The 10,963-nt window shown below is 67.7% G+C and carries 11 protein-coding genes and 2 riboswitches; of the genes, 7 read left to right on the top strand and 4 right to left on the bottom strand.

Features of this window, described 5'->3' with window-relative positions; genetic code table 11:
• Positions 1 to 193 precede the first annotated feature (193 nt).
• A complete protein-coding gene (locus QP457_RS19270; RefSeq protein ID WP_032952083.1) occupies positions 194 to 811 on the bottom strand; it encodes a trimeric intracellular cation channel family protein in 618 nt (205 codons plus the stop codon).
• Between the two features lie 83 nt (positions 812 to 894).
• Positions 895 to 998, bottom strand: a riboswitch (glycine riboswitch).
• A 13-nt stretch (positions 999 to 1,011) separates the two neighbouring features.
• A riboswitch (glycine riboswitch) is annotated at positions 1,012 to 1,101 on the bottom strand.
• Positions 1,102 to 1,141: 40 nt separating this feature from the next.
• Between QP457_RS19270 and QP457_RS19265 the strand changes: the two genes are divergently transcribed.
• Both QP457_RS19265 and QP457_RS19260 read left to right on the top strand, forming a co-directional pair.
• The gene (locus QP457_RS19265) at positions 1,142 to 1,399 is read left to right on the top strand and encodes a GIY-YIG nuclease family protein (RefSeq protein WP_205405567.1); all 258 of its coding nucleotides are present in this window, start codon (positions 1,142 to 1,144) and stop codon (positions 1,397 to 1,399) included.
• 72 nt (positions 1,400 to 1,471) lie between these two features.
• On the top strand, positions 1,472 to 1,897 hold the full coding sequence (locus QP457_RS19260) for a nuclear transport factor 2 family protein (protein WP_205405566.1): 426 nt from the start codon (positions 1,472 to 1,474) through the stop codon (positions 1,895 to 1,897).
• A 101-nt stretch (positions 1,898 to 1,998) separates the two neighbouring features.
• On the opposite strand, the gene QP457_RS19255 is transcribed toward QP457_RS19260, so the two are convergent.
• Positions 1,999 to 3,279, bottom strand: a complete 1,281-nt coding sequence (locus tag QP457_RS19255) for an NAD(P)/FAD-dependent oxidoreductase (RefSeq protein WP_180165365.1) — start codon at positions 3,277 to 3,279, stop codon at positions 1,999 to 2,001.
• 120 nt (positions 3,280 to 3,399) lie between these two features.
• Between QP457_RS19255 and QP457_RS19250 the strand changes: the two genes are divergently transcribed.
• Positions 3,400 to 4,194 carry an NYN domain-containing protein gene (locus QP457_RS19250; RefSeq protein WP_100553750.1) on the top strand — a complete coding sequence of 265 codons (795 nt, stop codon included), beginning with the start codon at positions 3,400 to 3,402 and terminating at the stop codon, positions 4,192 to 4,194.
• Positions 4,195 to 4,253: 59 nt separating this feature from the next.
• Here the strand turns inward: QP457_RS19250 and QP457_RS19245 are convergent, their stop codons facing one another.
• Positions 4,254 to 4,445 (bottom strand): hypothetical protein, encoded by a 192-nt coding sequence (locus QP457_RS19245; protein ID WP_100553749.1) that lies wholly within the window; start codon positions 4,443 to 4,445, stop codon positions 4,254 to 4,256.
• A 78-nt stretch (positions 4,446 to 4,523) separates the two neighbouring features.
• Here QP457_RS19245 and QP457_RS19240 point away from each other — a divergent pair, with 78 nt between their 5' ends.
• A complete protein-coding gene (locus tag QP457_RS19240; RefSeq protein ID WP_205405565.1) occupies positions 4,524 to 5,144 on the top strand; it encodes a glutathione S-transferase in 621 nt (206 codons plus the stop codon).
• A gap of 57 nt (positions 5,145 to 5,201) precedes the next feature.
• Here the strand turns inward: QP457_RS19240 and QP457_RS19235 are convergent, their stop codons facing one another.
• Positions 5,202 to 7,391 carry a primosomal protein N' gene (locus QP457_RS19235; protein WP_205405564.1) on the bottom strand — a complete coding sequence of 730 codons (2,190 nt, stop codon included), beginning with the start codon at positions 7,389 to 7,391 and terminating at the stop codon, positions 5,202 to 5,204.
• Positions 7,392 to 7,804: 413 nt separating this feature from the next.
• Here QP457_RS19235 and QP457_RS19230 point away from each other — a divergent pair, with 413 nt between their 5' ends.
• From QP457_RS19230 to QP457_RS19220, 3 genes are all read left to right on the top strand, one after another.
• Positions 7,805 to 8,806: a hypothetical protein gene (locus QP457_RS19230; protein ID WP_205405563.1), complete on the top strand. Its 1,002-nt coding sequence runs from the start codon at positions 7,805 to 7,807 to the stop codon at positions 8,804 to 8,806.
• Positions 8,799 to 9,365, top strand: coding sequence for a DUF3106 domain-containing protein (locus tag QP457_RS19225; protein WP_180165374.1), 567 nt, complete (start codon positions 8,799 to 8,801; stop codon positions 9,363 to 9,365). Before QP457_RS19230 ends, QP457_RS19225 begins: the two co-directional genes overlap by 8 nt.
• 180 nt (positions 9,366 to 9,545) lie before the next feature.
• Positions 9,546 to 10,910 (top strand): MATE family efflux transporter, encoded by a 1,365-nt coding sequence (locus QP457_RS19220; protein ID WP_032976478.1) that lies wholly within the window; start codon positions 9,546 to 9,548, stop codon positions 10,908 to 10,910.
• The last annotated feature ends 53 nt before the right edge of the window (positions 10,911 to 10,963 follow it).

Below are 10,963 nucleotides of genomic sequence, written 5' to 3'. Positions count from 1 at the left end.
CGGCACCACGAAGGGCCACGGGCAGCGGGGGAGGGGGATTGTCTGGCGGGGCCGCGGACGCGGCGTGGCTGGATGCCGTCGCGCGTGCGACGGGGCGCCAATGGTAGCGGTTTACGCGGGCCGTCGCCGCGTGACCTTGGTCATGCAACGCAGCCGGAAATGCCGACTGACGGCCGGCATCACCGTCAAACGATCAATGCACTTCGTCGTGGTACACGAACTTCGGCATTTCCCAGCGGTAGTGGATCGCCAGCAGGCGCACGGCGAACCCTCCGCCCAGGCAGCACAGGATCGCCGTGGCATCGGCCACGCCCCAGTGCAGCAACAGCAGATACACCGCACCGGTCAGCAGCGAGATGATCGCGTACAGCTCTTTCTGGAAAATCAGCGGTACCTCGTTGCAGAGGATGTCGCGCAGCACGCCGCCGAAGGCGCCGGTGAGCATGCCGGCGATCAGCACGATTGGCAGCGCATGGCCCGCCTCGCGCGCGATCGAGCAGCCGATCAGGGTGAAGGCGATCAGGCCCAGCCCGTCCAGCACCAGGAAGGTGCGGCGGAAGTGATGCATCCAGCGCGCCACCCAGGTGGCGATCAGCGCCGCGCACACGGTGAAACCCAGGTATTCGGGGTGTTTCACCCAGCCCAGTGGATAGTGGCCGAGCAGGATGTCGCGCAGCGAGCCGCCACCGAGGGCGGTGACGCAGGCGATCATGACCACGCCGAACAGGTCCATGCGGCGGCGGCCTGCAGACAGGGCACCGGTCATGGCTTCGGCGGAAATGGCGATCAGGTAGATGATGGACAGCAGCATGGACAAGCTCCGGACGCGGTGGGGCCGGCCATGCGCGACCACCGCCGTTGCCTGCGCAACGACGGGATGACGATGACCGGTGCCGCTCCCGCTGTCCTTTTGCCTGAGAGTTCAGCGGCGTGAGCCGCGTGCCCCTTCGGCGGATCGTCCCGGGCATGCCCGGTGACCTCTCTCCAGCTCGGCGAGTCGAATGCATGGTTGGTGGGATTCCAGCCCACCGGCCTGAGCGATCATGGGAGCCTGCGCCTTCGGCGGGCGCCAGCGCGGCGCCTCTCTCCTGCATTCGGGCGCCAGTATATCCGCTGCAGTGCAGCACGGCATAATCCGACCATGGTTTCGCCTTCCCGCCCGTGGTTCCTGTACCTGCTCGAATGCCGCGACGGCAGCTATTACGCCGGCATCAGCACCGACGTGCAGGCCCGTTTCGCCGCCCACCAGGCCGGCAAGGGGGCGCGCTATACCCGGTCGCGTCCGCCGCTGCGGGTGCTGGCGGTACGCGAATACCCGGACAGGGCAACGGCCTCACGCGCCGAATGGGAGCTCAAGCAGCAGCCGCGCGAGCGCAAGCTGGCCTGGCTGTTGCAGTAGATCCACGCCATGCGTGGATGGGGCGCTCCCGACCATGCCATGATCGCCCAGCCCTCAGCGCTGGAGACCCGGATGTCCACCATTGCCCTGTTGTTCGCGCTTTCCGCAGCAGCAAGCCCCGCTGCCGACGCCGCCACGATCGCCGCCATCGAAGCGACCTGCCACGACTACGTCGACGGACAGCTTGAAGCCGACCCGCAGCGAGTCGCCCGTTCCCTGCATCCGGACCTGGCCAAGCGCGCGGTGCTCGGTGATACGCCCGACGAACGCCTCGGCCTGCGCCGGATGTCGAAGGAAGAGCTGGTCGCGTTGACGAAACAAGGCGCGCTGAAGACCCCGAAGGATCAATGGGATCGCCGCTGCACGGTGCTGGACGTGACCGGCAACGCGGCCTCGGTGCGGCTGGAAACGCCGTGGTTCGTCGACTACTTCCACATGGGCCGCTTCGACCAGCGCTGGGTCATCGTCAACGCGTTGTGGTACCCGAAGCCGAAGTAGAGCCCCCCCATGCGTGGCTGCGCTACATGCAACCTGCACAGAAACTCATCCACGCATGGCGTGGATCTACTGTGACGGTCGAGGGCGCTCTCCCGCGCTACCTACCGCTTCGGCCGCCGGTCTTCGCGGTCATCGCCAAAAATGATCCGCGCACTACGCTGGTAGCTCCAGTACGCCACCGCCCAGTTCAACAGCACCACGACGCGGTTGCGGAAACCGATCAGGAAGAACACGTGCGCGGCCAGCCAGAACCACCAGGCCAGCACACCGGACAGCTGCAGCTTGCCCAGGTGCACGATCGCAGCCATGCGGCCGATGGTGGCCAGATTGCCGAAGTCGGCGTACTTGAACGGCCCCGGCGCGGGCTTGTCGTGCAGGCGTGCGCGAAGCGTTTCTGCCACGTACTTGCCCATCTGCTTGGCGGCCGGAGCCACGCCCGGTACCGGCTTGCCGTTGGCCTGGCTCAGTGCGGCCAGGTCGCCGGCCACGAACAGTTCGGGATGGCCGGGCAGGGTCAGGTCCGGCTGCACCGGCACGCGTCCGGCGCGGTCCAGCGGCACGTCCAGCGTGCGCGCCAGTGGCGAGGCCGCGACGCCGGCGGCCCAGACCACGGTGCGCGCGGGCACGAACTGGTCGCCCAGTTTGAAGCCCTGTCCATCGATGTGGCTGACCGGCGTGCCGGTCATCACTTCCACGCCCAGCTTTTCCAGTTGCCGGCGTGCCTTCAGCGAAAGCACTTCAGGGAAGGTCGACAACACGCGCGGACCGGCCTCGACCAGCCGCACCTTGGCGCTGGCTGGATCGATGTGGCGGAACTCATTGCGCAGCGTATGCCGGGCGATTTCAGCCAGGGTGCCGGCCAGCTCGACGCCGGTCGGTCCACCACCCACCACGGCAAAGCTCAGCCATGCGGCCTTCTTTGCCGGGTCCGGCTCGGCCTCGGCGCGCTCGAACGCCAGCAGCAGTTTGCGGCGCAGGGCGATGGCATCGTCCAGCGTCTTCAGGCCCGGCGCATCGTCGGCCCATTCGTCATGGCCGAAATAGGCGTGGGTGGCGCCGGTGGCCAGCAGCAGGCTGTCGTAGTCCAGCGTGCTGCCATCGGCCATGCGCACTTGGCGGGCTTCCTTGTCGATGGCCACCACTTCGCCCAGCCGCACCTCCACGTTGCGCTGGTGGCCGAGGATGTGGCGCAGCGGTGCGGCGATATCCGGAGCCGATAGTCCTGCGGTGGCCACCTGGTACAGCAGCGGCTGGAACAGGTGATGGTTGCGACGGTCGACCAGGGTGATGCGTATGCGTTCGCGGGCCAGCGCACGGGTGGCCCACAGGCCGGCGAAACCGCCGCCGACAACGACCAGGTGGGGGACGCGATCACGACTCATCGACTCACTCCAGGGGGCATGGGGGAAGTGCCTGGCATCTTCGCACGGCCGGTCCTTGTCACGTCAGCGTGCATCCGGATCGGCGATACTCGGGTTCAGGCAACTGCCCGTGAGGAATCCATGAGCGAACCGGAAAAGCGCATCGCCCTGTTGATCGACGCCGACAATGCACCGGCCTCGAAGATCGACGAAGTCCTGGCCGAGGTCGCTCGCTATGGTGTGGCCAACGTGCGCCGTGCCTATGGCAACTGGAAGAGCCCGCGGCTGAAAGGGTGGGAGGCGGTGCTGCACGAATACGCGATCCGGCCGATCCAGCAGTTCGCCTACAGCAAGGGCAAGAACGCGTCGGACATGGCGATGGTGATCGACGCGATGGATCTGCTGTACGCGCGCAACCTCGATGGCTTCGCGATCGTGTCCAGCGATGCCGACTTCACCCCGATGGTGATGCGCCTGCTGACCGACGGCGTGAAGGTCTATGGCTTCGGCGAAAAGAAGACCCCGGAACCCTTCGTCAACGCGTGCTCGAAGTTCACCTATCTCGAAGCGTTGGGCCAGACCCACGCCAGCGTGCAGGATGTCGAGCAGGCATCGAACGAACCATCATCGAACGAACAGGCGCCCAGCGAACAGGCGAGCAGCGACGATGCGCGCCCGCGCAAGAGCGGCGCGGAAATGCGCAGCGACACGCGCCTGGTGAAGATGCTGCGCCGCGCGGTGTCCTCGGCAGAAGGCGAGGATGGCTGGTCGCACCTGGGCCCGGTCGGCAGCCAGATCGGCAACCAGGCCTCGTTCGATCCGCGCAACTACGGTTACGGGAAGCTCAGCGATCTGCTGGCCGCGATCGGTCTGTTCGAACTGAAGAAGGACGGTAAATCCTCCTACGTGCGCGCGCTGCCGAAGAAGAACCGGTAACGCCGGAAAACGCCGGTGCAAAGCAGAGCCGAGCCACGCTCGGCTGCTGTTCGGGCGCGTTATAGAGCGTGTGCATCGGACCCCGCGTAGCCCGCAGCAAAGCCATCGGCGAAATCCTCAACTCCGTTGAATGCCAGCAGCAACAGCCCGGCACACAGCAGCATGTTGCGGTTGGATCGGCGGTACCCCAGCACCAGCGCCACCAGCCCTGCTGCCAGCAGAACGTAATTCACTGCATCCCATGCGGTCATGCCGTTTCTCCTTGTGGATCGGCGTATCGTAACGGCTCCGCGCCCTCTTGGCGCAGCGCTGCACGCAAGGAAATCCGCATGTTGAAGATCTGGGGTCGCCGCAATTCCAGCAACGTCCGCAAGGTGCTGTGGTGTGCCGAGGAAATCGGCCTGCCGTACGAGTCCATCGAAGTGGGTGGCAGCCACGGTGGAACGCAGTCGCCGGAGTACGTGGCGATGAACCCGAACGGGCTGGTGCCGGTGATCGAAGACCAGGGCCTGCCGCTGTGGGAGTCGAACACCATCGTGCGCTACCTCAGTGCGCGCTATTCGCTGGGCACGCTGTACGCGGAAGACGCGATGGAGCGTGCGCAGGCCGAGAAGTGGATGGACTGGAGCACCTCGCGGATGGCGCCGCTGTACTCCGAACTGATCTGGGGGATCATGCGCACCGCGCCGGCCGACCGCGATGAGGCGCGCATCAATGCGGCGATCGTGCGCGCCGGTGATTTCCTGGCGCTGCCCAACGCGACCCTGGCCACGCAGCCGTGGCTGTCGGGCGAGAAATTCGCCATGGGTGACATCGCCCTGGGCTCGTTGATCTACGCCTGGTTCGAGCTGCCGATCCAGCGCCCGGACCTGCCGCACCTGGCCGACTGGTATGCACGCCTGCGCGAGCGCCCGGCGTACCAGCGCGGCGTGATGTCACCGATGACGTAACGGTGGATCCAAGGTGGCACCTGTAGTGCCGAGCCATGCTCGGCAGCGCTCTGCCGATCAATACAGGTCGGTGGGATCCACATCCAGCGACCAGCGCACCTTGCGTGCCTCCGGCAGCGCGTACAGCTGCGGCACCAGCTGTGCCAGCACCCCGTGCAGCGGTGGCCGCTGCGCTGCCGACAACAACAACTGCGTGCGCTGGTAGCCGGCACGCCTCGGCATCGGTGCGGGCATCGGCCCATAGGCCTCCACCACGTTCTGTTCGCCCAGCAGTGCGCGCGCGGCCAGCAGGAATGCATTGGCATGCTCCAGCTGCTGCGCTTCGGCGCGCATCAGCGCCAGGTGCGCGAACGGTGGAAAACCCGCCGCCTCGCGCTGGTTCAATTCGGCCTGCGCGAACGGGTGGTAGCCACCGTTCACCAGCGTCTCCAGCAGCGGATGACCCGGGTGATGGGTCTGCAGCCACACTTCGCCCGGATCGCGCGCGCGACCGGCGCGGCCGGCCACCTGGATCAGCTGCTGCGCCAGTTTTTCGCTGGCGCGGAAATCGGCCGAGAACAGCCCTTCGTCGATACCCACCACCACCACCAGCGTCAGCTTGGGCAGGTCGTGGCCCTTGGCCAGGATCTGCGTGCCGACCAGGATGCCGGGTTCGTTGCCCAGCTTGGCCAGCTGCTGCTCCAGCGCATCGCGCCGTGCGGTGGTGCCGCGGTCGATGCGCACCACCGGGAAATCGGCGAAGGCACTGACCAGGTGTTCTTCCAGCCGCTCGGTGCCGATGCCCTGTGGCTGCAGCGCCAGGCTGCCACAGGCAGGGCAGGCCAACGGTGCCGGCTGCCGCGCACCACAGTGATGGCATTGCAGGCGACGGCCACCGCCATGCACGGTCATCGGTGCATCGCAGCGGTTGCAGGGTGCGGTCCAGCCGCAGTCGTGGCACAGCAGCACCGGCGCATAGCCGCGCCGGTTCTTGAACACCAGCACCTGCTGGCCACGCTGCAGGTGTTCGCCGATGCCGGCCAGCACGTCGGCGGAAAGGCCATCGCGCAGCGGACGCTTGCGCACATCGAGGATGCGCACGCGCGGCGGTCGGGCATCACCGGCGCGCTGCTTCAGGCGTAGGTGCGCATAGCGGCCGGCGTAGGCGTTGTGCAGGGTTTCCAATGAGGGCGTGGCGCTGCCCAGCAGTACCGGAACGCCCTGCGCCTTGGCCCGCACCAGGGCGAAATCGCGCGCGTGGTAGCGGATGCCGTCCTGCTGCTTGTAGCTGCCGTCATGCTCTTCGTCGACGATCAACAGGCCGGGCTGCGGCAGCGGGATGAACACCGCTGACCGCGTACCGACGATCACCCGCGCTTCGCCGCGTGAGGCCGCGGCCCAGACCCGCGCGCGTTCGTTGTCGGTCAGCCCCGAGTGCAACGCGTGCACGGCAATGCCGAGACGGCCGCGGAAGCGCGCCAGGGTCTGCGGGGTCAGGCCGATCTCGGGCACCAGCACCAGCGCCTGCCTGCCCTGCGCCAGGCAATGGATGATTGCCTGCAGGTAGACCTCGGTCTTGCCGCTGCCGGTGACCCCGTCCAGCAGGAAGGCCTGGAAGCTTTCGGCGGCGGTGATCGCGGCCACGGCCTCGGCCTGCTCCGCATTGAGGGTGGGACCGGGCAGGGGCTGGGCGTGCTGGGGCGCCACGCTCAGGGCGATGCGCTCGGCCAGGTCGCGCTTGCCCAGGCTGCGTGCGGCCACCCGCCAGTCCTGCATGCGCGCGGACAGGACATCCTCGTCCACCACCGCGTCGGCCAGCAGCTCGGCCAGTTGCCGTGGTCGGCTGCCGGCGCGCAGCTTTTCGCGCTGGGCGTGGCCCTCCGGTGTCAGCTGCCAGCCCCAGTGATGGGTATCGGGCAGCGGTTCGCCGTGCCGCAGCGGGCCGGGCAGGGCGGTGCTCAGCACCTCGCCCAAGGGGGCGTGGGTATAGCGGGCCAGCCACTGCAGGCTCTGCCACAGCTCGCCCTGCAGCAGCGGCGCGGAGTCACACCAGGCCAGTGCCTGGCGCAGCCCCTGGCTGTCCTCGGCCTGCCCGTGGCCGGCCACCACGCCGATCAGTTCGCGGTTGCCGAACGGCACCTTCAGCCGGCAGCCGACCGCCATCGTCGGGCCCTCGCCCTGTGGCGGCAGGTAATCGAACAGGCGCGGCAGGGGGACGGGCAGGGCGACCTGCAGGGTCGGGACGGGGCCGGAATCGGGGGCGAGCATCGGGTCAGTGTAACGGCCCCTGCGAGGGCGCATGGCAGAGGTAAATGCGACTGGCATGCCCTTCGGCGAATCATAAATGTCACCTAAATATCGGTGTCTATTAGAGATTCAGTCTTATCCACATCTTCTGTGGATAAGTCTGTGCGTTAGCGGCTCGTGGCGCCGCATGAGGCCGATGGCGACGGCCTCACGCTTGGGTTGGTCAAAAAATAGCCACACTTTAAAGTTCATTAAAATCAATAACTTAAGTGTGAAACATTGCTGAAACAGGGTGAATTCAGCCATTCATCAAGGAATCGCCCGATTCCCGCGTGATGCTGTGCACAACCTGCAGCATGAAGTGTCTGGAATCGCAAGCCTGCCGGGCAGCGATGGGCTGCCGCTATCATGCCGGCAGACCTTTGGAGTGACCGATGACGGCTGTGCCCGCCCCTGTTTCCTCGACCGCGGCCGGCGCGCTGTCGGCTTTTCTGCGTGGCGTCGAACGCCGTGCCCTGGTCGTGGCCGAACTGCAGTGCGGCGACCCCGCCCGTGCCGAACAAACGCTGGTGGCGGTGATGCGCGCCTTCGCCGCCGTCGCCAGCGACCTGCCGATGGCGCAGTGGCCCGGCCGCTTCTGGACCCTGCTGGGCCAGCGCCAGGCGCTGCGCGAGCCGACCACCGGTCAGTGGCCGCCGCCGCTGGCCGCGCTGGGCGACATGGCCCCCCTGCCGCGGCTGGCTCTGTTGCTGCGGGTGGGCGGCAGCCTGGACGAGGGCATCGCCACCCGCGTTCTGGATGTCGACGAGGAGGGTTATCAACGCCTGTTGGCCACGGCCTGCCCACGCGATGCCAATGGCCAGCCCGATGCCGCCGCATGGCGGACGCTGGCCGAACAGGTGCAGCTGCGTATCCGCGACCTGCCGGCCAAGCGTCTGCAGCAGCTGGCGCAACCGTCCGCGCCAGCGGCCAACAACCAGGCGCCTGCTCCCAGCTGGCGTGCGCCGCCGCGCGACGAACGCGCGCCTGCCAGCGGCAAGCGTCGTCGCCCCAATACCAAGCCGCGCTGGCGTGGCCCGGTGATCCTGTTGATCACCGTGGCGGTGCTGCTGCTGGCTGCGTTGGGCTGGCGCCATTGGCAGGGCCGCGCGTTGACGGCCGATGGCCCGTTGCCCGAGGGCGTGGTGGGTGAGGCCGGGCCGGTCACCGTCGAGGCACTGCCCGCCAGCGATGTCCGCCCCGCTGCAGGCGGCGATGCGCAGGCCAGCGAAGATGCCGCCATGCTGGCCGACCGCGATTACCCGCTGCTGGCCGAGGCCGACATGCATGCCTGGAGTGCTGCCGGTGGCCCGTTGCCGGTGGACGAGTCACAACCCAAGCCGACCCGCCCGGAACCGGTCGGCGCAGCGCTGGAAACCTCTGCTGCCGATGAATAAGCTCCTCTTCGCCGGCCTGCTGCTGGCCTTGCCGCTGTCGCTGGCCGCTGCGCCGCAATCGTTGAACGTGCCGCTGCCCGCACCCTCGGCAACACCGTCGGCGGCCGCGCCCACCGCAGCGGCGGCATTCGCGCAACTCGATCCCGCCCAGCAACGTCAGCGTCGCAGCGACTACGCCGCGTGGCGGGCCCTGCCAGAGGGTGAGCGCGAACGCATCCGTCAGGCCGCCAGCCGTTTCGCCGCCTTGCCGGCCGATCAGCAGCAGCGCCTGCGCACGCAGTTCCTGGCACAGGACCAGGCCTTCCGCGAAGGCTGGCGTCTGGGCCCGCAACTGGGCGCCGAGTTCCCCAAGCTGCACGGCCTGTTCGGCTTCGTGCCGCCGCAACAGCGCGACGCGGTCCTTGCCGTGCTGCGCCAGCTGAGCCCGGCGCAGTTGGCGCAGCTGGCCCTGGTCGCGCAGCGCACACCGCCGCAGGAACGCGACAGCGTACGCAGCGCATTCCTTACCGTCCCCGCCGCCGAACGCGACACCTGGCTCAAGCGCCAGGCCGGGCAGTAAGAAAAAGGGGAGGGAGGGAACTAGGTCATTTCTGGCCCGACTGTGCCGGATACGACTTGATTCCCTCCGTCCCCTTTATGGGGCAGTCATGGGAATGGCCGCCCAGCGCGCGTAAGATGGCCGGCCGCAACCCGGTGCCTGTGCCCTTCGCGCGCAACCGTAGTTCGCGTCAAGCACCTTATGTCTACTGCAACCTCCACGCCGCGCTTCAGCAAGGAAGTCGGCGCCACCGGTCTGCTTGCCCTGCCGCTTGTGCTCGGGCACGTCTCCACCGGTCTGATCTCCTTCGTCGACAACGTGATTGCCGGCCACCATGCGACATCCACCCTGGCCGCGGTGACCATCGGCACCGCGCTGCTGTGGCTGCCGATGTTGATCCCGATCGGCACGCTGATCTCACTCACCGCCTCGGTATCGCAGCTGCATGGCGCCGGCCGTGAGCGCGAGATCGGCCCGTTGTTCCGGCAGGCGCTGTGGCTGGCGCTGGGCCTGGGCCTGATCATGTTCACCTTCCTCACCGTGGTGCCGCCGCTGCTGCCGGCCTTCGGCATCGCGCCGGACATCGTGCCGGGCGCAACGGCGTTCCTGCATGCGGTGCGCTGGGGTGGCCCGGCGCTGACCCTGTACTTCTGCATGCGCTATCTCAGTGAAGGCATGCATTGGACGCTGCCGACCATGCTGCTCGGTTTTGGTGGCCTGCTGGTACTGGCGCCGATGGGCTACGTGCTGGCCAACGGCAAGCTGGGCTTCCCGGAAATGGGCGCCGAAGGCCTGGGCATCGCCTCGGCGGTGATGATGTGGCTGCAGGCGATCGCCTTCGGTACCTACCTGTGGTTCACCAAGCGCTTTGCCCACCTGCAGCTGTTCTCGCATTTCGAGGGACCGCGCTGGTCAGCGATCTGGGACCTGCTGCGCACCGGCCTGCCGATCGGCATCACCGTGCTGATGGAAGGTGGTCTGTTCATCGTCACCGCCTTGTTGATCGGTCGCCTGGGCGCCAATGAAGCGGCTGCGCACCAGATCGCGATCAACGTGGCGCAGCTGTGCTTCATGATCCCGATGGGCGTGGCCGAGGCGACCACCGTGCGGGTCGGCCATGCGGTCGGCCGTGGCGATGGCTTCGGCGTGCGCCGTGCGGCGTGGGCCGGCTACGCGATCATCATGGGTACGCAGACGCTGTCGGCGGCGGCGCTGCTGTTCGGCCACGACGCCATCGTCGGCGTCTACACCAACGACCTGGCCGTGGCCGGTCTGGCCTCGACCCTGCTGCTGTACGCGGCCACCTTCCAGTTCCCCGATGGCATCCAGGTGCTGTCGGCCGGCGCGCTGCGCGGACTGAAGGACACCCGCGTGCCGATGTTCATCGCCATGTTCGCCTATTGGGGCCTGGGCATGCCGCTGGGCGCCGGGCTCGGCCTCGGCCTGGGCATGGGCCCGCAGGGCATGTGGATCGGCCTGATCGTCGGCCTGACCGCGGCGGCAATCCTGATGGGCTGGCGCCTGAGCCGCAGCAGCAAGCGCATCGGCCAGTCCACGCTGGCCTGACATCACGCCGGTCCAGGGCAACCGTGACCGGCGATCCCCTGACTTGTGTCCGA

This window comes from Stenotrophomonas sp. As-7, assembly GCF_030291015.1.
GTDB classification, from domain to species: Bacteria; Pseudomonadota; Gammaproteobacteria; order Xanthomonadales; family Xanthomonadaceae; genus Stenotrophomonas; species Stenotrophomonas lactitubi.
The sequence above is the reverse complement of the archived record's forward strand: the minus strand, read 5'-3'. Positions and strand labels throughout refer to the sequence as shown.